The 24,631-nt window shown below is 37.1% G+C and carries 18 protein-coding genes and 3 pseudogenes; 13 read left to right on the forward strand and 8 right to left on the reverse strand.

The genetic code is table 11. From position 1 onward, the window contains the following. Positions 1 to 157: 157 nt before the first annotated feature. Together LO754_RS01820 and LO754_RS01825 are read right to left on the reverse strand one after the other, a co-directional pair. Positions 158 to 1,543: a dipeptidase gene (locus LO754_RS01820; protein WP_024362773.1), complete on the reverse strand. Its 1,386-nt coding sequence runs from the start codon at positions 1,541 to 1,543 to the stop codon at positions 158 to 160. 115 nt (positions 1,544 to 1,658) lie between these two features. Further along, positions 1,659 to 3,107, reverse strand: a complete 1,449-nt coding sequence (locus tag LO754_RS01825) for an MDR family MFS transporter (protein ID WP_231785468.1) — start codon at positions 3,105 to 3,107, stop codon at positions 1,659 to 1,661. A 144-nt stretch (positions 3,108 to 3,251) separates the two neighbouring features. Between LO754_RS01825 and LO754_RS01830 the strand changes: the two are divergent. The 7 genes and pseudogenes from LO754_RS01830 (at position 3,252) to LO754_RS01865 (ending at position 8,496) form a co-directional block, all read left to right on the forward strand. Then, positions 3,252 to 3,818 (forward strand): annotated as a pseudogene (locus LO754_RS01830) (TetR/AcrR family transcriptional regulator). 211 nt (positions 3,819 to 4,029) lie between these two features. Continuing rightward, entirely contained in the window at positions 4,030 to 4,290 is a 261-nt protein-coding gene (locus LO754_RS01835) for a transposase (protein ID WP_024362775.1), read from the forward strand. Between the two features lie 104 nt (positions 4,291 to 4,394). Further along, positions 4,395 to 5,012: a hypothetical protein gene (locus LO754_RS01840; protein WP_115686519.1), complete on the forward strand. Its 618-nt coding sequence runs from the start codon at positions 4,395 to 4,397 to the stop codon at positions 5,010 to 5,012. Between the two features lie 173 nt (positions 5,013 to 5,185). Beyond that, positions 5,186 to 5,359 (forward strand): annotated as a pseudogene (locus LO754_RS01845) (alcohol dehydrogenase); the annotation flags it as partial. Between the two features lie 200 nt (positions 5,360 to 5,559). Beyond that, the gene (locus tag LO754_RS01850) at positions 5,560 to 6,075 is read left to right on the forward strand and encodes a hypothetical protein (protein WP_025218523.1); all 516 of its coding nucleotides are present in this window, start codon (positions 5,560 to 5,562) and stop codon (positions 6,073 to 6,075) included. 465 nt (positions 6,076 to 6,540) lie between these two features. Then, the gene (locus LO754_RS01860) at positions 6,541 to 7,584 is read left to right on the forward strand and encodes a zinc-dependent alcohol dehydrogenase family protein (protein WP_231785469.1); all 1,044 of its coding nucleotides are present in this window, start codon (positions 6,541 to 6,543) and stop codon (positions 7,582 to 7,584) included. Between the two features lie 363 nt (positions 7,585 to 7,947). After that, positions 7,948 to 8,496 (forward strand): RNA polymerase sigma factor, encoded by a 549-nt coding sequence (locus LO754_RS01865; RefSeq protein WP_024362778.1) that lies wholly within the window; start codon positions 7,948 to 7,950, stop codon positions 8,494 to 8,496. A gap of 130 nt (positions 8,497 to 8,626) precedes the next feature. On the opposite strand, the gene LO754_RS01870 is transcribed toward LO754_RS01865, so the two are convergent. The 5 genes from LO754_RS01870 to LO754_RS01890 form a co-directional block, all read right to left on the reverse strand. Beyond that, positions 8,627 to 9,073: a MarR family winged helix-turn-helix transcriptional regulator gene (locus LO754_RS01870; protein ID WP_024362779.1), complete on the reverse strand. Its 447-nt coding sequence runs from the start codon at positions 9,071 to 9,073 to the stop codon at positions 8,627 to 8,629. Between the two features lie 23 nt (positions 9,074 to 9,096). After that, a complete protein-coding gene (gene spx, locus LO754_RS01875) occupies positions 9,097 to 9,501 on the reverse strand; it encodes a transcriptional regulator Spx (protein ID WP_024362780.1) in 405 nt (134 codons plus the stop codon). A gap of 279 nt (positions 9,502 to 9,780) precedes the next feature. Continuing rightward, positions 9,781 to 11,346, reverse strand: a complete 1,566-nt coding sequence (locus LO754_RS01880) for an ABC-F family ATP-binding cassette domain-containing protein (protein WP_024362781.1) — start codon at positions 11,344 to 11,346, stop codon at positions 9,781 to 9,783. 90 nt (positions 11,347 to 11,436) lie between these two features. After that, positions 11,437 to 11,622, reverse strand: a complete 186-nt coding sequence (locus tag LO754_RS01885; protein ID WP_024362782.1) for an SE1832 family protein — start codon at positions 11,620 to 11,622, stop codon at positions 11,437 to 11,439. 212 nt (positions 11,623 to 11,834) lie between these two features. Beyond that, entirely contained in the window at positions 11,835 to 12,881 is a 1,047-nt protein-coding gene (locus LO754_RS01890) for a CMP-N-acetylneuraminic acid synthetase (RefSeq protein WP_231785470.1), read from the reverse strand. Positions 12,882 to 13,099: 218 nt separating this feature from the next. On the opposite strand from LO754_RS01890, the gene LO754_RS01895 reads away from it, so the two are divergent. From LO754_RS01895 to LO754_RS01915, 5 genes and pseudogenes are all read left to right on the forward strand, one after another. Beyond that, positions 13,100 to 13,936, forward strand: coding sequence for an NAD(P)H-binding protein (locus LO754_RS01895; RefSeq protein ID WP_038510114.1), 837 nt, complete (start codon positions 13,100 to 13,102; stop codon positions 13,934 to 13,936). Between the two features lie 123 nt (positions 13,937 to 14,059). Next, positions 14,060 to 14,614 carry an NADPH-dependent FMN reductase gene (locus LO754_RS01900; RefSeq protein ID WP_024362785.1) on the forward strand — a complete coding sequence of 185 codons (555 nt, stop codon included), beginning with the start codon at positions 14,060 to 14,062 and terminating at the stop codon, positions 14,612 to 14,614. A 186-nt stretch (positions 14,615 to 14,800) separates the two neighbouring features. Further along, complete coding sequence (locus LO754_RS01905; protein ID WP_231785471.1) at positions 14,801 to 18,583, forward strand: DEAD/DEAH box helicase; 3,783 nt, start codon at positions 14,801 to 14,803, stop codon at positions 18,581 to 18,583. Position 18,584: 1 nt separating this feature from the next. Then, positions 18,585 to 19,334, forward strand: a complete 750-nt coding sequence (locus tag LO754_RS01910; RefSeq protein WP_231785472.1) for a hypothetical protein — start codon at positions 18,585 to 18,587, stop codon at positions 19,332 to 19,334. A gap of 106 nt (positions 19,335 to 19,440) precedes the next feature. Further along, positions 19,441 to 20,503, forward strand: a pseudogene (locus LO754_RS01915) (glycosyltransferase family 2 protein). 403 nt (positions 20,504 to 20,906) lie between these two features. Here the strand turns inward: LO754_RS01915 and LO754_RS23410 are convergent. After that, the gene (locus LO754_RS23410; RefSeq protein WP_255313808.1) at positions 20,907 to 21,041 is read right to left on the reverse strand and encodes a hypothetical protein; all 135 of its coding nucleotides are present in this window, start codon (positions 21,039 to 21,041) and stop codon (positions 20,907 to 20,909) included. Positions 21,042 to 21,559: 518 nt separating this feature from the next. On the opposite strand from LO754_RS23410, the gene LO754_RS01920 reads away from it, so the two are divergent. Further along, complete coding sequence (locus LO754_RS01920) at positions 21,560 to 23,755, forward strand: DNA topoisomerase III (RefSeq protein WP_231785473.1); 2,196 nt, start codon at positions 21,560 to 21,562, stop codon at positions 23,753 to 23,755. The last annotated feature ends 876 nt before the right edge of the window (positions 23,756 to 24,631 follow it).

Below are 24,631 nucleotides of genomic sequence, written 5' to 3' on the forward strand. Positions count from 1 at the left end.
TCCCCTGCCAGATGGCGAGGGGATTTTTATTATCGCGGGTAAACCGCAGTAAAGCGCGGGTAAAATCGGGTATTCCGCGGGTAAATGGTAATAAAGCGCGGATAACCCAAAGTATTTCGCGGGTAAAGCAAAGTACATCGCGGATAAGTTGTGTTGTTTACGATTGACTTAGTGCTGCAACCTCATATAAATAGTCTCCTAATACACGTAAACCTTTATCGAAGTTTTCTAAATGGAAATGCTCGTTTGGTGCATGGAAGTTTTCGCTCGATAGACCAAAGCCCATTAAAACAACTGGTAAATCTAAAATTTCATCAAAGGCAGCAACGATTGGAATCGAACCACCACCACGTGTGTAAGCGGTAGGTACATTATAAACTTTTTCGTAGGAACGACCGGCTGCTTGAATAAATGGATGATCAAATGGTGTTAAAAATGGACGGCCTTTATCGAATTCTGAAATCGTTACGTCTACACCGGCAGGCTTATGTTTGTCGATATGTGCTTTTAATAAAGCAACGATTTCTTCTGGCTCCTGATTTGGTACTAGTCGGCAAGTAATTTTTGCACCAGCTTCAGCAGGAAGTACAGTTTTAATGCCTTCACCAGAGAATCCACCGAATACACCATTTACTTCTAACGTTGGGCGAGCCCAAGTACGCTCTAAATAAGAATAGCCTGCTTCACCGAACAATTCAGATACGCCGACTTCCTCTTTTACGGAGTCTTCGTCAAAGCCTAGTGCTCGATAAGCTTCACGTTCTTCTCCCGTTAATGGTAATACTTTATCGTAGAAACCTTCTACTTGGATTGTACCGTGTTCATCGCGGAAGGATGCTAAAATTTCTGCTAGTGCATGAATGGCATTTTGTACACCGCCACCGTATAGGCCTGAATGTAAATCGCCTTTTGCGCCACGCACGTCAATTTGTACGCCTGTAAGACCGCGTAAGCCATAGCATACTGCTGGTTTACCAGGACCATAAAGACCTGTATCTGAAATCAAAATTAAATCGGCTGCTAATTTTTCTTTATGTTCTTCAACAAAGGCAGGCAGATGAGGGCTACCGATTTCTTCTTCACCTTCATAGATGAATTTTACGTTCACTGGCAAAGTACCAGTCGTTGCAAATAGTGCTTCGATCATTTTTAAGTGCATAAACACTTGACCTTTATCATCACTTGCGCCACGTGCAAATAATTTGTTATCACGGATTGTAGGGTTGAACGGTTCGCTATCCCATAGATGTAATGGATCAACTGGCTGTACATCGTAGTGACCGTAAAATAGAATAGTTGGTTTGCCTTCTGCATGTAACCAGTCAGCATAAACAACAGGGTGACCAGCAGTTTGAGTGATAGAAATGTTTTCTAAGTTGAGTTTCTTGAAGGCATCAGCTAGCCACTCTGCGGCATGCTGAATATCGCCTTTATGCTCAGATAATGAACTAATACTTGGAATACGTAAAAATTCATTTAATTCATTTAAGTGCGCCTCACGATGTTCAGCAAAATAAGCATTTAATGTCTGTAATTGCGTCATACATTCATCCCTCTTTCAATATTTCGATAATAGAAATAGTATAGCATAATGTGGTTGGGGAATCCTGTCGTAGCAATGCTTTCTAATGTTTTATTAAAACCAACTTAGAGATTTTTCAGCTAACCTTCTTTTTCTGTTCTTTTATAAACAGGGATAATATTAAAGCAATAAGTATTAAAGATAATCCCATCGTAAATGCATCTTGGAATCCTGCAGTTAGGCCATTTATTTTTTCAATTGGATTGGTTGGATCAAGGGATTCTTCCATATAAGCAGATGTACCAGAAGACATTTTAGAAATCCCTAAAGCAGTACCAATTGCGCCAGCAACTTGCGATAAAGTATTGAAAATTGCGGTGCCGTGCGGATATAGATTAGGTGTTAGTTGGTATAGGCCAAATGTTTGGGACGTCATAACAAAAATAATTCCTACCATTAGTAAACTGTGCATGACAATAATTTTCCAAATTGATGTATCTGCATTGTTCGTTGTAAATAAGAATACGCCAATGGTTACTAGCATAATCCCAGGGATAATAATTGCCTTAGCTCTATATTTATCAAATAGTCTACCTGAAATTGGGCCCATAATCCCACTGATAATACTACCCGGTAGCATGAGTAATCCTGATTTAAAAGCTGTTACTAATAATACTGTTTGTAAAAACATAGGTAACAACGCCATAGTAGAAAACATGGTCATCATAACGATGAACATTAGCACTACGGGTAAAGTGAACATCGGAAAGCTAAACGCTCGCAGGTCTAATATAGGATTTTCAATTTTTAACTGACGTATAGAAAATAAGATTAATGATAAAACGCCAATTATTATTGAAGATAGCACTTTTATATCTGACCAGCCCAGGTCACCAGAAGCACTAAAACTATATACAATACCACCAAAACCTAATGTCGATAATATAATAGATAAATAATCAACTTTAGGTCTCTTGAGTTCTGTTACATTTTGTAGATATTTAAATGCAATAAGGATTGACAGGATAGTTAACGGAATAACGATATAAAATAGCCACCGCCAATCCATAGAGTCAACAATAACACCTGATAAAGTAGAGCCGATTGCTGGTGCAAGGAGCATAACAAGACCAACTAATCCCATTGCAGTTCCGCGTTTTTCAGATGGATAAATTGTTAAGATAGTATTCATTAATAGGGGAAGCATTAAGCCTGTACCAAAGGCTTGAATTATTCGACCTATTAATAAAAAGAAAAAAGATGGAGAAATGGCTGCTATTAAAGTTCCTATAAAAAATGTTAGCATGGCGGATAAAAACATCTGTCTTGTAGTGAACCATTGCTGCAATAAAGCCGTTATTGGTACTAAAATACCCACAACTAGCATGTAGGCTGTAGTAAGCCATTGAATCGTAGACGCTGTTACATTAAATTCATTCATTAAGATCGGTAAAGCATTTCCAAGCAATGTTTCGTTCAATAAGGAGACAAATGCTCCTAATATTAATGCGAAAACAATCGGACCTTGTTTTATGTTTCTAAGATCAATCTTAGGGTTAGCAGGACTCGTAGATGATAGGCTCATGTATGATTACCTTCGCTTTCATATAATTTTTATGGACAATAGATAAACTACTGTATGTAATTTAATATATATATGTCGATTATATTTAGGAAGAATCAGATTATTTTACATGTATAGATAAACAACAAAATAGGAGAAGTGTAGATGAAAAATAATGAAGAACAAATTGATTTGAGGATTAGACGCACACATAAATTATTATGGCAGGCATTGTATGAACTGATGACGGACTGTAAACAAAAATATACTTCAATTACAATCAATCAAATATGTGACCGTGCTATGGTGCATCGTACAACCTTTTACAAACACTTTGAAGATAAAAATGATTTATTAAAAGTTGGACTTCAACAATTAGGGGAAGAAATAGCAAAAATACCTATTCATGATCGAGTAACAAAGCCTTTTACAGTGATTGAACAGCTATTAGATCATCCAGTGTTAGGGGAATTTTAGCCGTACAAATGGGGGATAGCCAATTTATAGAATACATAAACACACTGAATGTAAATAATCAAATGGAAGAGAGAAATGAAATGTATCAACTTTTCAAGGATTCTTCGATTCCAAAAGAATTAGTCATAACGTTTTATGCAAAATATTGAAAAATTAACTATGTGGTGGCTGGAGAATAGAGAAAGTGTAACTGCTGAAGATATGGATTATTATTTTCATAAAATGATTAATCAAAATGTATTTAATTTAAAATAATTATGTGTGGGTTTGCTCGATGCTGCGATTGACAAAGCTATCAAATAATCGCTCAAAAAAATTTTAACTGCACTATTTGATTTAGGTGTTTGTATAAACATGAACCCAGTTATAGCAACACAACAACTACAAAACCCCTTTCATGTTACAGCAACCTAGACATTGTTATGACAAGCAACTATTATAAATAGGAGAAAAAAGGGGGAGTTGTATGGGGAATAAACGATATTCATCTGACTTTAAATTAGAGCTTGTAAAACAATATCGCCTCGGCACCGCTGTCAGTAAATTATCAAGCGAATATGGTATATCTGAAGTAACCATTTATAAATGGATAAAGTTATATACACCAGTTGATGGTGTCACCGACATGACGAAGGCAGAAGTATTAACCGTTCAAAAAGAAAACGAACGATTAAAACAAGAGGTCGATATATTAAAAAAGGCTATTACCATATTCGCAGCCAATTAGATGATACAGATGTAATTGATTATATAGAACGGGAAAGTAAAAAACATGCTGTTAAAGTACTCTGTGAGCTATTAGACTTGCCCAAAAGTACTTACTATAGTGGGTTGCAAAAAAAGCAACAGTCATCAAGAAAGTCGGCATCGGAAGAGTTATTAGAGGAAATTGAACAAATATTTATCGAAGATGGGCAACTTTATAATGGTGCACAGCTTTATGAAATATTGAAAATGCGAGGCTTTCAAGGGAGTTTGCGGAAGGTCCAGCGCGTATTAAAAAAGGCAAGGGAAGCACAAGTAGAAGAAGTTCCGGAACCAATAGTAAATGTAGGCTTTGAAACGACAAAAGCTAACGAAAAGTGGGTAATCAATATAAGTTACGTACCAACTTGGCATCAAGGATGGGCTTATATGGCGTCTATTATAGATGTTCATACAAAGAAAATAACAGGCTTCAGCTTCGATCAATTACTAAGTGAAGACTTAATGGTAATGGCTATACAGAAAGCGTATGACCAGTTTCCAATGCCATTAGTTTTGTATACTAGCCTACAACCAGCGTTTATTGAACATTGTAAAGAAGCTTGTAAAGAAAAAGAGCTGTTAGTACCACCAATTGTTTTTAAAGAGTATTTATATGATGATGCATGTTTACAAGCGATGGTGCCATTTTTAACGGGTGCACAATATCGATTGCGTCGAGGCCATGCTTCCATAGATAAATGAGAATAATGCGAATACGAGAGCTTTCTTAAATGGCGATATTTAAGAAGGCTTTTTGTCTCTAAAAAATTATAAAAATTAACTAAAAAGAGTCCAGTTAATTGACGTTTTCTGAATAATTAATTATATTTAAAGTATATTAAGTCTACAAATCTATTGAGAGAGGAGAATTCTAAATGAAAGCGCTAGTATTTGCAGGACCAGGTAAAAAGGAATTACGTGAAGTAGACAAACCTCGTGTAGTGAAAGATAGCGATGCAGTGGTGCGTCTTGTGAAAACAACTATTTGTGGTACGGATTTGCATATTTTAGGTGGCGATGTACCTGCTGTTAAAGAGGGGATGATGTTGACTAAAGACTAGTTTTCCTGAACTGACCTAGTTATTTGAAGCACATATAGAACATCCGATTAGGCTACTTTTTTTCAATTTTCTAAGCTATCTTTCTTTAGTAGAAAAATTTACAGGTTAGTAATATTTATTGGATTTTTGTTGGAATATTCCATGTATTTAGACTATGTTGGAACAACAAAACTAGGGGAGGATTTTTTATGAAAAAACTGCTAATGTCTATTATTACTTTTTCACTTGTATTAATATTAACATTTTCTTCTTCTTCCCATCTAGAATCCGTTTCGGCTATTAATACTAGTAATTTAATAGAACGTTTAGGGTATGATGATGAGGTTCGTGCTTGCGAAGGAACATTCAGTAGTTCTGATGGACACTCTTATGTGATGATACAAACAAACACGAGTTCAGTTAATCGTTCACTCCAATGGGGATTTTACATAAGACCAAGTGCTTACGAACTATTCAGACCTGCAGTAAATGTAAGTATGAGCGCATCTATAAATGGTACTCGAATTAATTCACCATACTCTTCTCACTATGAAAGACCGAGTTATAGTTTTCATGGTAGTTTGAAAAATTATCAGGTAGTAGGTCAAAATTATGGTCTTAAATCCGGCGATATAGTTAACTTTAATTGGTTCGCACTTAACCCTACCGAAATCAAAGGTGTTAAAAATACTACACTGATTTTCCTTGAATGTGCAGTAAAATAAATTTACTAGATAGAAGGATTAAAGATGCAACTTAAATGGAAACGAGAAAATATTATATTTGATAGTTTATACGAAGCAGATGTATGAGCCGATTCAATAGGAAATGAAATATATGCAAGACTGTTTGATGGTTATGACACACCAGATTATAAAATAGCTTATTCCTTAGCTTTTAGACTTGCTCAAATAAATGAATTCAGAGTTCTTACAGAAATCACAATAGATAATGGTGAGAGATATAAAGTTTGGGTAAAATATACTGATTAGAGATCATGTTTCAATCTGTAATGAGCATAATGCGAATACGAGAGCTTTCTTAAATGGCGATATTTAAGAAGGCTTTTTTGTCTCTAAAAAATTATAAAAATTAACTAAAAAGAGTCCAGTTAATTGACGTTTTCTGAATAATTAATTATATTTAAAGTATATTAAGTCTACAAATCTATTGAGAGAGGAGAATTCTAAATGAAAGCGCTAGTATTTGCAGGACCAGGTAAAAAGGAATTACGTGAAGTAGACAAACCTCGTGTAGTGAAAGATAGCGATGCAGTGGTGCGTCTTGTGAAAACAACTATTTGTGGTACGGATTTGCATATTTTAGGTGGCGATGTACCTGCTGTTAAAGAGGGGACAATTTTAGGTCACGAAGGTATTGGAATTGTTGAAGAGGTAGGGGCAGGCGTATCAAACTTTAAAGTAGGCGATAAAGTAATTATTTCATGCGTGACGTCATGTGGTAAATGCCACTATTGTAAAAAATCTTTATATGCTCATTGTGAAGATGGCGGCTGGATTTTAGGTCATTTAATCAATGGAACACAAGCAGAGTATGTTCATATTCCACATGCTGATAACTCTCTATACCACATTCCACAAGGAATTTCCGATGATGCTGCTGTTATGATTTCTGATATTTTACCAACGGGTTTGGAAATTGGCGTATTAAATGGACAAGTGTCACCAGGTGATGTAGTAGCTATCGTAGGTGCAGGTCCAATTGGAATGTCTGCACTATTAACTTCGCAATTTTACTCTCCTTCAAAAATTATAATGATTGATCTCGATGATAATCGTTTACAAGAATCCAAGAAATTTGGTGCTACAGAGACAATCAATTCACGTGATGCCCAAGCTGCAATTGATAGAATATTTGACATGACAGATGGTCGTGGAGTTGACGTAGCAATTGAAGCTGTAGGTTACCCTGCAACATTCGATATTTGCCAGCGAATTTTATCACCAGGAGGTCGTTTAGCTAATGTTGGTGTTCATGGTAAACCTGTCGATTTGCAATTACAAGATTTATGGATTCGCAACGTGACAATTTCCACAGGTTTAGTATCGACAAGCACAACACCGATGCTAATAAAAACGTTAGAAACAGGGAAGGTTAAGCCAGAAAGGTTAGCTACACATCGCTATAAATTTGACGACATGATGGAAGCTTACGAAACTTTTGCTAATGCGGCGGATGAGCATGCATTAAAAATCATTATAGATTTTCAATAAATAGCTTAAAAAGCTCTTAAAGCGGGTAATACCTTTTAAGAGCTTTTTGTATATCTTGATGATAGTGATAAAGGTACTGTGTAAAGCTTCGCTATTAGTTATAAACAAATCTTTATGTAAGCAAAAGTAATATTAAGCCTACAATAATTAAATGCGACTATGTAAATTTGAATTTGGAAGGGTTTTCATAGGTTTTTCCGTATAAAAGAGATATAGTAGTAAAACATTTTTTACGAATATTACAAGTAAAAGCATTTAAGCTTACACGATTGTAATGAAATTGAAAGCCAATACGATAGAGTGTAATACATTATTTTGCGAGAATGTGTATAGAAGCAAGAACAAGAAGCGGAGGAATACACAATGAATGAAAAATTAGAAGGCGTATATGAGGAATATAATCGTTATATATACCATTTATGTTTGAAACTTACTCGTAATAATGTAGAAGCAGAAGATCTGATGCAAGAAGTTTGGGTCAAAGTCGTACGCTACGAAGATAGCGTTGCCGAAGTAGAACATATTAAAGCTTGGCTAACAACCATTACAATGAACACATTTAGAGATCGCTATCGAAAAAAAGTACGACGCAGTAAGTACATGATGAACCAACCTGAAACATTAGACGTACCGATTTTAGATTTGGTTCCCAATAATGAAATTTCAACAGAAGAAAAAATTGAAAAAGAAATTGTGACAAAGCTAGTACAGGATAAAATGGGACAGTTAGATGCAATCTATAGAAAAACATTATGGTATTTCTACATAGACCAATATTCACTTGCTGAAATTTCTACTATTATGAAAGTTTCTATTGGGACGGTGAAATCTCGTTTATTCCGTGCGAAAGCTCGCCTAAAAGAAATGCTTATGGCTGATGTGTCAATCGTCGAGGCTGTGCTACCAGCGTAATAAAAACAATTGGTCGCACTATCTTAACTACTTAGACGGAAGTATTCGTTCGGCCAATCAAAATAAGGATGCATTGCAAACAATAATTTGCAATACATCCTTATTCGTGTTTCTACACAAAGCTGAAAATTTAATCTTGACGATTAGTATCGACAGTTAGTAAACACTTGGCAAAAATATCACGTAATGTTTGCACCTCTTCTGCTGACAGCATGCCAAACATATTGTTAATAATTTCGCTAACTTGTTGACGTGATTCTTCAAGGATATCTTCACCCTCGGTCGTAATAACTAATTGCGAGGCTCTGCGATCGGTAGCGTGCTGTGTTTTTTCGATAAAGCCAGCATTAATCAGTTTGGTCGTTAATACCGTGACGCCACCTGTTGTAACTTTTAAGCGCTCAGCTATAGCAGAAGGGCGCTTTGGTCCCTCCTGCGATAAGTAGTCTAAAATTAAAATATGGGATTTTGAAAAGCCGAGTACATTATGATTATTCCACTCGTTTGCCCATTTACGCTCGATAGAAGAGACAACTTCAAATAATGAGGTAATGGCTTGTTGTTTTTCTTGATCCATATAAGGTCATCTCCAAAACAGTTTTAACTTTCTTGAGCCAATCTTGTCATCGCGTTTAACTCGTAAGCACGTACTTTACGTGGAATAAAACGACGAATGTCCATCTCATTGTACCCAACTTGGATACGTTTTTCATCTATAAGGATAGGGCTACGTAACATTCTTGGGTGCGCCTGAATAATCGCGTATAGCTCTTGAATAGAAAGCTGATCAATATCAATATTAAGATTTTTAAAATCATTAGAGTTTGTAGCAATAATTTCATCAGTGCCATCTTCTGTCATGCTTAAAATTTCTTTAAATTCAGCAAGTGTAAGAGGATGTGATGTAATACGTTTTTCTTTATATTCAATGTTGTGTTCTTTTAACCATTTTAATGCTTTTCTGGATGAAGAGCAGCTCGCTTGTGAGTAAATTGTAACTGTCATTCTTCATTCCCCGCTTTCTTTGTTAGATTATATTTTATGAATAGCTTATCAGTAAGTTAAATAGGTTATACATATATCTTACTAGTAAGCTATATATAAATCAATAGTTATTTAAAAAACTTTTAAGAGAATATGATATTTTTTAATCTATACTAAATATACGCTGGGAAGAGGGAAAAGTTTCATTAAATAAGCTTACAATGATGTAAGTTTAGAGGAAGTGCCAGTCACCCACACAATTTTGAATTGTGTGGGTGACTGGCACTTTAGCTTTGCACTTTAGCTTTGTTGACCAGATGTGAACCAGTCTTGTACATTCCATACTTTCGTTACTAAACCTTCATAAAAATCAGGTTCATGGCTAACGAGTACGATTGTGCCTTTAAATTCTTTCATAGCACGTTTTAATTCTTCTTTTGCATCGACATCTAAGTGGTTTGTCGGTTCGTCAAATAGTAACCAGTTGGCTTCTTCCATCATGAGTTTACATAAACGAACTTTCGCTTGCTCACCACCAGATAAAGAATTAAGTGGGCGAGTGATGTGATCTGTTTTTAATCCAGCACGTGCTAATGCAGCGCGTACTTGTGCCTGTTCCATGGATGGGAAGGCGTTCCAGACATCGTCAATTGGTGTAATTTTATCTGCCTTTACTTCTTGTTCAAAGTAAGAAGGGGCTAAATAATCCCCACGAATAACTGTACCACTTAGCGGATTGATTTTACCGAGCATCGTTTTCAATAATGTAGATTTACCAACACCATTCATACCGACTAAGGCAATTTTCTCGCCGCGTTCAATCATAAATGAAAGTGGTGGTAGTAAGGGCTTGTCTTTATCGTAACCGATGACTAAATTTTCAGCTTCCACTACATAACGGCTTGGTGTACGAGCTTCTTTGAAACCAAATTCAGGTTTTACTGCTGTTTCAGGACGGTCAATTCGTTCTAGACGATCAAGCTGCTTCGCGCGAGATTTAGCACGACCCGTTGTAGAGTAACGCGCTTTATTTTTGGCGATAAAGTCTTCTTGTTTTTTGATGAATTCCTGTTGCTTTTCATATGCATCAATATGTTGACGTTTATTGATTTCAGCTAGCTCTAAAAACTTCTCGTACGTAGCTGTATAGCGAGTCAGTTTTGAAAACTCTAATTGGAAAATCACATCTACAGTCTCATTCATAAATTCCGTATCATGGGAAATTAATAAGAAAGCATGTGGATAGTTTTTTAAATAGTTTTTTAACCATGTAATATGCTCTTCGTCTAAATAGTTCGTTGGCTCATCGAGTAATAATACCTTTGGCTTTTCTAATAAAAGCTTTGCCAGTAATACTTTCGTACGTTGACCACCAGATAGGGCAGCTACATCACGTTCAAGTCCAATCGCATCCAAACCTAAACCACGTGCAACCTCTTCGATTTTCATATCGAGTGAATAAAAATCACCAGCATCAAGTGCATCTTGAACATCTGCCATTTGTTCTAGTAACTCTTCTAATTCTTCAGGTGTCGCTTCAGCCATCTTACCTGTAATTTCGTTTAACTCTTCTTCTTTTTTATATAGAGGGAGGAAGGCATCACGCAATACATCGCGCATAGTACGTCCAGCAGTCAGCACAGTATGTTGGTCTAAATAGCCATAATGTGTACCAGGTAGCCATTCAACCTTTCCGGCATCGTGAATTGTTTGCCCTGTAATAATTCCCATTAGAGTAGACTTTCCAACTCCGTTAGCGCCGACAAGACCAATATGATCGCCTTCAACTAAACGGAAAGAAACATCTTTAAAAAGTGTGCGGTCACCAAACGAATGACCTAAGTTTTCAACTGTTAATATTGCCATATAGGTTGTTCCTCCATAATTTCGATTACGTCTTGTGTAGATAGATTCGCTGTACGACTGTTATTACATACAGTTGCAATATGCAAAATATTAAAGCTCTGCTAGTAGTTTGTTTAATTCGGCTAACTTTGTTTCCATGTTAGCTAGGCGTTGCTCTGCTTTAGCGACTTGGTCATTATGGCCTGTAGATTCAAGTTTTTCAATGTCGCCTTGTAAATTCATATAATCCATTTTTAATTCTTTAATTTGATATTCAATATCGCTTTTTGTTGGCATGGTTTGTCGCTCCTTTATCGTTTCATTTGTATTACCAATGCGTGTAAAAGCGATGGAGGTTTTATCATCCCTCCACCGCTTAATTGTTAAAATCAATCGGGTACTGATGCTTTAAACCCCCTTGAAAATTTTAGCCTACATTCAACTAGAAGCAAGGGGAAAAGAAGTGAAAAATTCTAATATATTGTATCATATTCACCTTAAAAGAATCACTAAGTTGAAGCGATATTATGTCGATCATAAGCGAAATCGAGTAATAATGATTCCAATGTTTGGTTATTACTTGCGAGATTCAGCTGTCGCTGTTTTTTTACAGCCCGCTCACTACGAGCCTCATGCAATAAAAACTCCATCACCGCATTTTGTATTTGTGATTGTTTCATCTTAAGGCCGAGACCGAGATGTATAAAGCCGTTATGCTCACGAGGAAAAGCATGTAATAGCTCGTTCTCTGTTTGTGCAAGTGTAATACAAGGCACACCGTAAGAAGCAATTTTATAAGGTGTATAGTTCGCATTGCAGATAATGACATCGGCTTTGGGTAACAATTTGAGAAGTGCGTCTTTATCACGCAATAGGGCAGTATTACGACGACTAAGTACCATCATTTGCAAGTCATCCGTCGCATGGCGATAGCTATCATCTATCATTACTGTAATTTGTAGTGGGATTTGTAGCTGGGTTAGGTGGCGAAGAGTTCGATACGTTAAGTTATGCTCGTCCCCATCCTCAAAAGCAACAACAATATGAGGAGGGTTTTCAGAGACTTTAACATCAGGTAATGATTCCGTATGTTGATAGGCTTCTGGTAATGCAAAGGCAAAACTGCCACCAATATAATGAGATGGAAAATAATCTTTCACTTCTTGATAGAGTGCGAGTAACACACAATCACAGGCTTGGCCACCATCACCAAAATCATCAAAATGAATCATCGTTTTACAGAATGGTCGTAAACTTTCCACTTGCCAACTTTCGGAGTTACGACCGTCCCTGACAATTAAATCAGGCTGTATGGCTTTGATTTGCTTAGGTAATTCGTCAAAAAGATCGAATAGTATTGGTGAAAGATTGTGATGCATTAAAATTTGAATCCCATCATTAGAAGGGGTTTTGACGAATATGAAAACGTCCTCTTGCACAAGCAACTTAGCCAATGTTGCAACCCGTTCAAAAGGATACAGCCCTTTATCAATACAGCTTTCAATTATGAAAACAATCGATTTTTTCGGTTTTATTGTTTGTGTTTCGTTTTGCAAATGTATCCCATCCTTTCATCTGTCTATTTAAATTATGGTGAAAAATGGGCAAGTATGTGTAAAAATTAACATTAGATAAAGAAAGTATGTAGTTAAACTTCAAAAATGGCGTTTGTCATACCGATGAATAATAGAGAGGATAAGCTATATTCTTATTCATACTATACATATCTAGTAACCGTCTATGTTAAGGCAGATAGGAGGAGTAGAGATTGGGTATGCGTTCGGCAATTGTTGTGGGAGCCACTGGGTTAACGGGAAGCTCGCTCATAGAACAGTTATGTGAAAATGATGAATACGTTTCGGTCATCGTTATTGCACGAAGAAAGCTTCACTATGAACACCCGAAGTTAGAGGTCAAGATTCGTAACTTTGACACACTAGAAGAAAAGGATATTGAATTTGCTCATGAGTTATATTGTTGTTTAGGTACTACTATCAAAAAGGCAGGCTCACGTGAAGAATTTGAAAAAGTGGATTTTGAATTTCCACTAGCTATTGCTTCATTAGCGAAAAAACAAGGGATTCCCCATTTGCTTGTTATAACGGCAATGGGTGCAAATGAACGGTCAAAAATTTACTATAATCGGGTGAAGGGGAAGTTGGAGCAGGCTTTAATAGAGCTAGGTATGCAACGCTTATCCATTATTCGTCCATCTCTGTTAGTAGGGCAACGAGATGAGTTTCGTTTTGGTGAGAAGGCTGGGGAAAAGGTGTTAAAGCTTGCTAAACCTTTGCTAATAGGACCATTAAAACGTATGCGTGCTATCGATGCTTCACAGGTGGCAAAAGCGATGCTTGTTATTGCGTTACATGGCAAGAAGCAACCAGTGACCATCTATCCTTCCCAACAGCTAGCTACAATGGATTTTCCAAAAGTGGTTCACGAAGAGTTTGCACGTGAGGAGCTATTTAATTGGCAAAAGCGAAAAGGTGCAGATGTAACTGAAGCGGACAAGGTAAATCGAGAGGTTATCATTAATCGAGATAAATTTAAAGTGGAGGAAAGCGTAGTAGACAAAGAGGTAACATTTCATCGCAAAAATGAAAAATAGGTACCTTTCATATCATTCCGCCTAAAGACTGAATTTCATGTTTTGACTGCTACAATTCTTCCCGTGACTCTATTCATTTGTTACAATATTATTGTAGAAGATGAATGTGGAGGCAAAATGAATATGAAAATTTTACTCGTTGATGGCACAATGTTTGGGCGTAAAACTGGTGCTATTTTAGAGCAAGTAGAGCATTATATTAAAGAATTCGATGCTAGTTTCGACTTAGAAATTATGCATTTTAGTGAATATAAGCATCAAATTGTCGATGGTTCACCACTAAATGATGATATGAAAAAAATGATACAAAAATTTGAAGAAGCAGATGCGTATATTATTGCTACGCCAATTTTCCAAGCTTCAATTCCAGGTGTGTTAAAAAATGCATTCGATTTCTTACATCCGAAAACGATGCGTTATAAGCCTGTTTCTATCGTAGCGAATGGTGGCACATATCAGCACCATTTAGTAGTTGAAAATCAACTAAAACCAATTTTAGACTACTTCCGTGCGCTTGTAACACCAAACTATGTCTATACACATACATCACATTTTGATGCAGACAATAAAATTGTAGACGAGGATGTTCATAATCGTTTACGTGAAATGGCTCGCGTTTTTGTCCAGTACTGTGAAATGAGTAAATCATTACCGAAAGAAACAATAGACCAACATTAAACAAAGGTGAGTACTGTTCCTAAACAGTTATGACGAGCAAGAGTCACACTGATGCGTAATTTTGCAATATTATAAAGTCCCTTGTGCAGTGGAAGGAAATCACTGTGCAGGGGATTTTTCTTTTCAGAAATCCTTTTACGATATGATAAAATAGTACTTTAGTGAATTCGGAAGGGAGGGCAGCTCATGCAGAACATCGCTTTACTAGAGAAACAACGCTGTAATTTAATTTTGACGAATAAGGCGAAGGAGGCGGTAGAGGAATGCTCAGCAAATGAGCATGCCTTTTTTGCGTTACAAAAAACTTTGACCGTCTATATTGAAAAAAGAAAAGCAAAAACAATTGGCGAAACGTTTTTATCGATTTATTTTAATGCAGAGCATAATGAAAAGTTAGACAGTACATTGGCCGGAAAAACAGCGATTATGGATTGTGTGTTAAAAGTGGAAGGGTTATTAGCAACAAATATACGTTTTGTACATATGCGTGGTCCAATTAGTACGAATCGTCGTTTACCAGCGGCACTGCAATTTGTCACAAAGCCCAATAATGGGGCTGGTATCCCGCTTGATCTTCACACGAAAATTAGAGAGTTACCGATTGCAGAGGAACGGACAGAATATGTGAAAAAGCGTATTGCAAGTTGGGAAGGCTATTTAAAAATTCAAGAACGTGATGCGACGATCGATGATATTCATACGGACTTTAAACAAAGCTACTATAATGAAGATTTTTCACGTTTAACACTAGTATGTCCCTATGTGAAAGCGAAGGAATGGAAGCAACTTGAAGGTTTAAGTGTGAGCATCCAAGGGGTACGTGGTGAAATTGGACAAGTGTTAAAAGCGAATGCGGGTAAGCAAACAGTGGAAGTTGACTTAAAGCCTTTTGCACAGGAGCAAGCACGCAAAGACCAGCTAAATTTGCGCTCAAAACAAGTAAGCTTTAGTAATTTTGCGACACTAAGTCAAATTCGACGCTTACGTAACGGCTTTACAAAGCTTGAAAAAGGTGAAGCAGTAAATGCTAGCTTAGAAACGATTTTATTTGAAAAGCGTCCGACTGTCCGTACAGCAAAGCTTCGTGAAGATATTGAGTTTCATAATAATTTAAATGAATATCAACGGAAAGCTGTCATCGGCGCGTTATCTGTAGAAGATTTGTATGTTATTCAAGGGCCCCCTGGAACAGGGAAAACAACGGTTATTTCAGAGATTTGCCAGCAAAACGTAAAAGCAGGCTTAAAAACACTCGTTGCCTCACAGTCAAACTTAGCTGTTGATAATGCCTTAGGAAGACTTCTCTCCAATCAAGAAATTCGTATTTTACGATATGGCCGAACAGAAAGTATTGAAGAAGAGGGGAAAAAATTCATTGAGGAAAATGTTGCCCTACATTGGCGTGAGCAAACATTAGCTGCTGTTGAAGAAGAAATTACGGCTTTTACTGAACGTGAACAAGAATTACAAGCGAGTATAAGTAAAACAACTGATGAGCTAACGAAATTGCAAGAGTGGCTAGAAGAACTAACAAAGGAAATTGCTGCTAAGGAGCAAGCGGCAATCGACGAACCCATTTTACAAAAAGAAATTCAATCGCTTAAAAAAGAGTTAAAAACGGCAAAAGCGGAAAAAGAAGCGAGTGAAGCACAAAAAGAGCATTATGAAAAACAGCTTGCACAGTTAGAGTCCGCTATTCAATCACAGGAGCTCATAGTAGCTGAATACGCATCCGCTGAACAGTTACAACAAACGATTCAAGACAACACCATCAAAATAGAGCAATGGCAAGCGGCTATTCAATATAAAGAATTACTTGTAGAAAAACAAGAGCTCACAACGCAGTTTCAAGATATTCAAGTGAAATATGAACAAGAAAATAAGCGATTGCTTTTCATGAAGGAAAGTCAAAATTATATCGCTTCATTAACAACCTATGACCGTATCCAACGGTTTTTACAGCATTATCAAGTTCAACCTTCACCTGTGTTAGCGCAGCAAATTCGACGACTAGAGCATTTAGAGGATGCGAAAGATTTAGAAGCATGGGCAACCATAAATACGCGTCTACAAAAAGCGATTGCAAAACTTGAAGCGTCGGTTTCACCTGATGGGAAAGAGCGGGCGCTTGCGAAAAGTCGTCAACAGCCTGTTCAATCGTTTTCCCTACAAAATTTAAACGGCGTTTTTGCACAGCTAAATGCCTCATTTCAAGAAGGGCAAACACCGTCAGTGGAACAGTTAGAAAGCTATTTACTGGGACTGTATATGCGTCGCGATTTTGTGTGGCAAAAGGGGATGGCACTTCGCCAACAACAGGAGCATAAAGATCGTGAATTTGAGTCGCTCCGCAAAAATATCGCGAGTTTAATACACCAAGAATGTGCAATTACAAGCTTCGATGTACAAAGCTTGCAGCGTCAATTGCAGCCGTATTTAGCTCATACCGAGCGTTTACAACAACTTGCAAATACGTTCCAAGCTGAGACTATGCCAGAAGAATCTGTAGAGCAGTTGAAAATGCTCGTAACTACAACGCAATCCTCTGTGCAAACAGCCCGTCAGCAGCTTCAGGCTGTTGAACAAGCAAATACACAGCTTTTACCGAAAAGAGCGGCACATCAAACAGCTAAGGCAAGCTTACAAGAGATTGACGAAGAGCTAGCGCAATTAGAAGAAAAAATTAAAGCTATTAATATAGAAGGACTAAAAAAGGAAAAACAACTAACGGCTTTAACAACATTGCTACAAGCTACGCCAGAGCGAACATTAGAAGAAGTGAAGGAAGCTATTCAAACAGCAAATGAAAGTTTAGAAGAGCTACATCGAAAACAACAGCAGTTACCTCTACGTAAGAAATTACAAGAGCAATGGCGCGATAAGCTACAAAACGCTACGGAATATGATTTAGATGAAATTCGTAAATTGTATGTGCGTCATGCCAACGTAATCGGCACAACATGCGTTGCTTCGGCAAGCAAGGAGTTTATGGAGAACTATCCAACGTTTGATGTTGTAATAATCGACGAAGTATCGAAGGCTACACCGCCAGAGCTATTATTACCAATGCTAAAAGGCAAAAAAATTATTTTAGTGGGTGACCATCATCAATTACCGCCGTTGCTCGGTGATGATACGTTGGAGGAAACATTGAAAGGAATGCTAGAAGAAAATCCTAATTTTGATGGGGCGCAAGAGTTGAAAAGCTTGCTTCGTGAGTCGCTATTTGAGCGATTATTTAATAACCTACCTTCAACACATAAGCAAATGCTTGCATTGCAGTATCGTATGCATGAAAAAATCATGCACAGCATTACACCATTTTACGCTAAGGAAGAAAACGGCTTGCAATGTGGATTACCAGATTCGGATGCAGCCCGTGACCATGGCTTAGAAGGGCAATTTGTCGGTCGTGATGATCATTTGCTATGGATTGATATGCCAGCGGAAAGACCGTTTTTAGAGGAACAAGTTAAGGGTGGCACAAGTCGTTATAATGAAGGAGAACTACAAACAATCCGCAGTATTTTAACAGACTTAAATAGTGCTGTAATGGAAGCGAAAAAGGCTGGTCGCATACCACAGGATGCACAGAAAAGTGTAGGCGTTATTAGCTTCTATGGCGAGCAGGTGAAGAAAATTAATCGCCTTCTTCAGCAAGAATTACAGTTACCACATCTCCAATTTAGAACGGGCACAGTCGATAAATTCCAAGGGATGGAGATGGATGTCATCTTAGTGAGTATGGTACGGAATACGCCAAAGGGAGGGGACATTGGCTTTGCGAGAGATTATCGCAGGTTAAATGTCGCGCTATCTCGTGCGCGAGAACTGTTAATGCTTGTCGGCAGTGCTGATATGTTTGCAAAACGTGCGAAACATCAGGATACACGTGATATGTACAGCAATCTTTTAACAACGGTGAAATCCTACAATGGCTTACGTAATCATAAAGGACAGGTGATGTAGGGTGTTGAAAATACAGCAACGTTTAATGAGAGAGTTACAACAAAATCGTCATGTCAAAATAGTAAAGGCAACGGATTGGTGCATTCCAATTCGTACCATTGAGGTAACATATGAGCCGATTCGTCGCTCTACGATGGATGTCTTGATGCAAATGCTGTTAATAAGCATGCAGGAAGCGAATTTTCAAAATGTGCAGGAGTTAAGTGAGCTTTTACTAGTAGACCCACTGTTTATTGAGGATTTAGTATCATTAATGTCTCGCGTGCGTCTTATCGAGCAATCAGAGGGCTTCTATACATTAACCCTTAAAGGACAACAACAGTTGGCACGTGGCATTTTCGAAGAGGAGTTAGAAGTCGAAACAGCGACTTTGTTATTTAGTCCATGCCACCAAGCGATTCTCCCTGTTGGAGAAGACGAGATAGAGGAATTTGATGAGTTGCCAGCTCCTTATCGTTATGTTGATAAAGAGGCAGAGCAGCAAGAACAATTTGATGAGGCAATGTTGCTTATAGCTTTACAGCAGGGAGAGGAAGAAGCATCAAGCTCGCAGAAAATAATCGAAACCATTGTGACATCAGAAGCGAAACAAATCAATGATATTCCATGTCTAGAATTTCTTCTTTACGATAAGGAACAAGATATTATCTACGTTCGTGTATGGAATACTTTGTTAAATAAATGGGACGAAGAGCTAGAACAGCAACTTACAGACCAAGAGCAGCCACAATGGCGAGCACAATATTTATAAATGCGAGAACGAGCGGCGCAGTTGCCGTTCGTTTTTTTTGTGCATTTAGATAACAGCGTGCAAATTTTCTAGCCTGCATATATTACTTACATAAAGGAGGGTCCTAATGATAACGATTAGTTTATGTATGATTGTCAAAAATGAAGAAAGCTTGCTCGAAAGATGTTTAGATTCCGTCCAACATGTAGTGGATGAAATCAATATTATTGATACTGGCTCAACTAATCGTACAAAGGATATTGCACAGCACTATACCTCTAGAATTTTTGATTTTCCGTGGTGCGATGATTTTGCAAAGGCGCGGAACTTTTCCTTCCAGCAAGCAACGAAAGATTATATTTTGTGGCTTGATGCAGATGATGTGCTCACATCTGAACATCAGCAAAAGTTAGTACAATTAAAGCAATTTCTTTATCCAAGCATCGATGCAGTTTCAATGGATTATGTTGTAACGCTAGAGGCGGATGGGACTGTCGCAACGAGTGAAAAAAGATACCGGTTAGTAAAGCGAGCACGTCATTATCAGTGGCAGGGAGCAGTGCATGAGTTTTTGGATGTAACAGGTAACATCTATAAAAGTGATGTAGCAGTTGTGCATGTACCAGTAAAGCAACAAACAGCTCGTAATCTACGCATATATGAGCGGTTAATAGCAGACGGATATACATTTGCGCCAAGAGATTTTTTCCATTATGCAAATGAATTAAAACAACACAGCCGTTTTTTAGAAGCAATTAATCACTATCATACATTTTTAGATACAGCACTCGAAACATCTGAAAGTTCAAGCTTGTTTAAATTTAGCAGATTGCTATGAGCAATTACAAGATACCAAGAATGCGACACAGGCCGTTTTTCAATCATTATTGTATGATCAGCCAAAACCGGAAACATGCTGTCGAATCGGTCAACACTTTATGGCGCAATCGAAAAATAAGGAAGCAATTTATTGGTATTCCCAAGCTTTACAAGTAACGCCTTGCACTATTGGCGTTTACAAACGAGCATACTCAACATGGATACCGCATTATCAATTAAGTCTATTATATGATCGATTACGGCTTTATGAAAATGCCTATGAACACAATGAAGCAGCACGCCACCATAAACCAAACGATCAACGCATACTTGACCATCAACAATATCTTCGCAAACAGCTACACAAATGACTGGTTGCGAAATACCCGCGGAGTAAGGAGGTTTACCCGCGAAAAGGAGAGAAATACCCGCGGAGTAAAGGTGTTTACCCGCGAAAGGGAGAGAAATACCCGCGGAGTAAAGAGGTTTACCCGCGAAAAGGAGAGAAATACCCGCGGAGTAAAGAGGTTTACCCGCGAAAGTGAGAGAAATACCCGCGGAGTAAGGAGGTTTACCCGCGAAAGCACTATAAACTCCCATCAGTGTTGAAAAAAGAATCTGCCTATACCCCTCCTCGTAACAGTAAAGAGTGCTATGCAGATTCTTCTTTTTATTACTATATAAATTTATGGCATAATTCCACTTACATATTAATGACTGCCACAAGCTTCACTTTGATTCAGTTTTGCACAATCCAATGGAATACCTTAGAACTTATTCAACGATTTCATTTACATATGAAGAAACATCAATATAATCTACATAAATCGCGTGACCAATAATAAGTGACAAAACAACAATAATCGTAATAATAATCACATTTCGTGGTCTAAAGTCTTGAGCTTGCATTTTCTTCTCCTCCTTCATAATTTTGAGAATATTATGGCAATTCAATATATGTTAAGGGAATAGGAGTATGCAGTTTTAAAAATACTTTTTTATGTAAATGTTTAATTATAAAACCTTAAAGGAATACAATATAGGCAAATATGAGGGATGGAACGATGAATGATGCAACAGTTAAAAGTTTTACTAGTTTATGTACATTTTACTAGATGAAAAAAAGAAAATTCAAGACGCAACTAATCATTTCACACAACTTTTCCTCTACAGCCCATTGAATATTGAACCAGTTGTTTGCAATGTGAAACTACATTTTCATATGAAAATTGTCGTTAAACTAGACTGCCTAGCTGCTCCTGATAAACTAGCACCCTTCCTATGCATACTTAAAATCATTCTTTAATATTTTTGAAAATTCCACTCATCACCTTAGTAGAACTTCTAAGTAAGAGTGGCTAAAAAAATTTAACGCTTTACTTGTGGTATATTTAACATGACAGATGTAAGTAAAGGAGTATGAAAATATGGCAAAAAGTTTAGTAATTGCCGAAAAACCATCCGTTGCGCGTGACATCGCAAATGTACTAAAATGCACAAAAAAAGGGAATGGTTTTTTAGAAGGCGACAAATATATTGTGACGTGGGCACTGGGACATCTTGTAACATTAGCGGACCCAGAAGCATATGACGTGAAGTATAAAACATGGAATTTAGAAGATTTACCAATGCTTCCGGAACGCATGAAATTGGTTGTAATGAAGCAAACAGGTAAACAATATAATGCGGTGAAATCGCAACTAACTCGAAATGATGTAAAAGAAATAATTGTAGCTACGGATGCTGGGAGAGAGGGCGAATTAGTAGCACGCTGGATCATTGAAAAAGCAAACACTAAAAAGCCAATCAAACGTCTATGGATTTCTTCTGTAACCGACAAAGCAATTAAAGAGGGCTTTGACAATCTTAAACCAGGCAAAAATTATGAAAATCTATATCATGCTGCCGTAGCTCGTAGTGAAGCTGACTGGTATATCGGATTGAATGCAACACGTGCTTTAACAACACGTTTTAATGCACAATTAAACTGCGGGCGTGTACAAACACCTGTTGTTGCCATGGTTGCAGCTCGCGAAGAAGAGATTAAAAATTTTAAACCTCAAACATATTACGGTATTGAAGCAAAAACAAAAGATAATTTAAAACTTACTTGGCAAGATGCAAAAGGCAATAGCCGTAGCTTTGAAAAAGGTAAAATCGATACCATCATTAAAAAACTAGGTAACAACAACGCAAAGGTAATTGAAGTAGAGCGTAAGCCTAAAAAATCGTTTGCACCTGGGCTGTATGACTTAACAGAATTACAACGCGATGCGAATAAAATTTTTGGTTACTCTGCGAAAGAAACTTTAAATATTATGCAGAAGCTATATGAGCAACATAAAGTATTAACGTATCCTCGTACTGATTCACGATATATTTCAAGCGATATCGTAGCAACGTTACCAGAACGTCTAAAAGCATGCGGAATTGGCGAATACCGCCCGTTTGCTAACAAAATTTTATCTAAACCTATAAAAGCAACTAAAGCGTTTGTAGACGATGCTAAAGTTTCTGATCACCATGCGATCATTCCAACTGAAGAATACGTAAATTTCGCAAACTTTAATGATAAAGAACGTAAGATTTATGATTTAGTTGTAAAACGTTTCTTAGCGGTATTTTTCCCAGCACATGAATTTGAACAATTAACGTTACGCGCGAAAATTAGTGATGAAAATTTTGTTGCAAAAGGAAAAACAATCACTGTAGCTGGTTGGAAGGAAGTATATGAAAACCGCTTTGATGATGAGGAATCGAATGACGACTTAAAAGAGCAAGTTTTCCCTCGAATCGAAAATGGCACAACATTAGAAGTTCATTTAATTGCACAAACAACGGGTCAAACAAAGCCTCCAGCACGTTTTAATGAAGCAACATTACTATCTGCGATGGAAAACCCGACAAAGTATTTAGAGAGTAATGATAAACAGTTAGCCGATACTTTAAAATCAACGGGGGGATTAGGTACTGTAGCAACGCGTGCTGATATTATTGATAAGCTTTTTAATTCCTTTATGATTGAGCAACGAGGCGGTAAAGAAATTTATATTACTTCAAAAGGTCGCCAGCTATTAGATTTAGTGCCTGAAGAATTACGCTCACCTGCAACGACTGCTGAATGGGAACAAAAGTTGGAGTTGATTGCAAAAGGGAAATTGAAGAAAGAAGTATTTATCAATGAAATGAAGCAACACACGAAAAAAATAGTTGCAGAAATCAAATCAAGCGATAAGAAGTATAAGCATGATAATATTTCAACGAAATCATGCCCTGATTGCAACAAACCAATGCTTGAAGTGAACGGTAAGAAAGGTAAAATGCTTGTATGCCAAGATCGTGAATGTGGATACAAGAAAAATGTAGCTCGCATAACGAACGCTCGTTGTCCTCAATGTAAGAAAAAACTAGAGTTACGTGGTGAAGGCGATGGTCAAATCTTCGTATGCAAATGCGGACATCGTGAAAAATTATCTGCCTTTGAAGCTCGTCGCAAAAAAGAAGGTGGCGGAAAAGTGGATAAGCGAAGTGTACAAAAGTATTTGAAACAACAAGCAAAAGAAGAAGAACCTTTGAATAATCCGTTTGCAGATCTATTAAAAGGCTTTAACTCTGATAATTAAATCATCGGAAGATTTAGGACTATGGGCAAATTCAATAGAATTTGCCCATAGACTGTTAACTAGTAGAAATTTAGTTTTCATTCTGGCAAATATGTTTCAATATCGGTACCACTAATAAATTGACCTAAACCAGAAGCTTCTCGATGTAAAAAATAAATCTTTGCAGAATATCGTAGGTCTATTATTTTCGGGTAGATAGAATATTACTCGCTAACAAAGCAGTTAAACGAGGCATAGAATCGCTATTTAACGTAGCGCTCTTAATGAAATACATGCATTTGATTTGCTCCCTGTTGGATAGCCAGATTAATCTGTTTATCCAACAGGGAGATATTTTTTTAGGATTAAGCTATATATTTTATATGTACCTAAAGGTAGAAACAACAAATTATTAGTAATAAAATTCCCTAACCAATGTTCGAGGGCATTTTGTAGAAAATCTCCGTCCCCCCAATCCGTATATAGGAATTTTGCCTAACGTTAGTAAAGTAATATTCTTAGCTCCACGCTCCATTTCTTTTCAAATAAGAAGTTTGTAGTCCACATTTTTCTGCTAGTTCTTCTTCAATTTCTCTCAAACACCAACTCTCTCCACTAACAGTTATTTTAATCACCGCACTTAAAGAGTATGTGAACGGAAGACATAAGAAAATTAACATCATCTCCACGCTATAGTGGAGAGATTTTTTGTTTGATATTTATATTAATAGAAATATTTGACTGTAATAACAAAACTGTGTTATCTTGTGTATAACAGATTTGCTGTGGATATTTACCAAATTAGTTGGAAGGAGAGGTTCTGATCTAGATTAGTTGAGCTATACTGCTAAACAAGGTAGAAGCAATGAAATCGATTACTTATCTAAGGGGGCAATT

This window comes from Lysinibacillus sp. GJ-1, from assembly GCF_021166035.1.
In the GTDB taxonomy this organism is placed as follows: domain Bacteria; phylum Bacillota; class Bacilli; order Bacillales_A; family Planococcaceae; genus Lysinibacillus; species Lysinibacillus sphaericus.